We start from the raw sequence: 774 nt of genomic DNA, 5'->3' as shown, positions 1-774 counted from the left end.
GGCGGCAGGCGCGCCACGGCCTCGTAGGTCAGGCGGATGTGGGCGGCCAGCAGTTCACAGGCGCGGTCCGCATCGCGCGCCAGCGTGGCGTCCAGGATGCCTTTGTGTTCGTCGTCCAGGTCGCGCGCGATGGGCTTGCGCGTGACGGTCAGGCGGCGGTAGCGTTCGGCCTGCTGGTACAGGATGCCCAGGAAGTGATGCAGCCAGCGCGACGGACAGGCGCGGATCAGTTCGCGGTGGAACTCGCGGTTGCGCTGTTCCCACTCTTCAAAGCGGGTGTCGGGGTCGGCTGCCAGGCGCTGTTCAGCCTTGCTCAGACGGTGGAAGGCGGCCAGCACCGCGCTTTCCCAGTCGTCGTCGCCCAGGGCGATGGACTGGCGCAGGGCCTGGGTTTCCAGCAGCACGCGGTTCTCGGTGATGTCGCGGAAGTCTTCCAGCGAAATCGGCGTGACGTGAAAGCCGCGCTGTCCTTGCGCGATGACCAGCGCGTCGGACACCAGCAGCGCCAGCGCTTCGCGCAGCGTGCCCGCGCCCACGCCGTAATCGTCCTTCAGGTGTTCGACCCGCAGGCGCGAGCCCGGCGGATGCACGCCCTGGATGATGTCGCGGCGCAGGTTGACATAGGCCGCGCCGACCAGGGTGTTGGCCGAGGCGGAATGGGCAAGCGGGGGGAGGGTGGCGCCGTCTGACATGGGAGCTACTTTATCACTGGCTTTAAAAAATCTCGATAAAAATTATTGACGCCGAGATTTATGCTGCTTATCGTAGAAAAAA

General features: G+C 65.2%; 1 protein-coding gene. It reads right to left on the bottom strand.

Features of this window, described 5'->3' with window-relative positions; genetic code table 11:
• Positions 1–692 (bottom strand): GntR family transcriptional regulator (locus HV766_RS30110; protein ID WP_175182371.1); only part of this gene is annotated, 692 nt, incomplete at its 3' end.
• Positions 693–774 lie beyond the last annotated feature (82 nt).

This window comes from Achromobacter aegrifaciens (genome assembly GCF_902859735.1).
In the GTDB taxonomy this organism is placed as follows: Bacteria; Pseudomonadota; Gammaproteobacteria; order Burkholderiales; family Burkholderiaceae_B; genus Achromobacter; species Achromobacter aegrifaciens.
The sequence above is the reverse complement of the archived record's forward strand: the minus strand, read 5'-3'. Positions and strand labels throughout refer to the sequence as shown.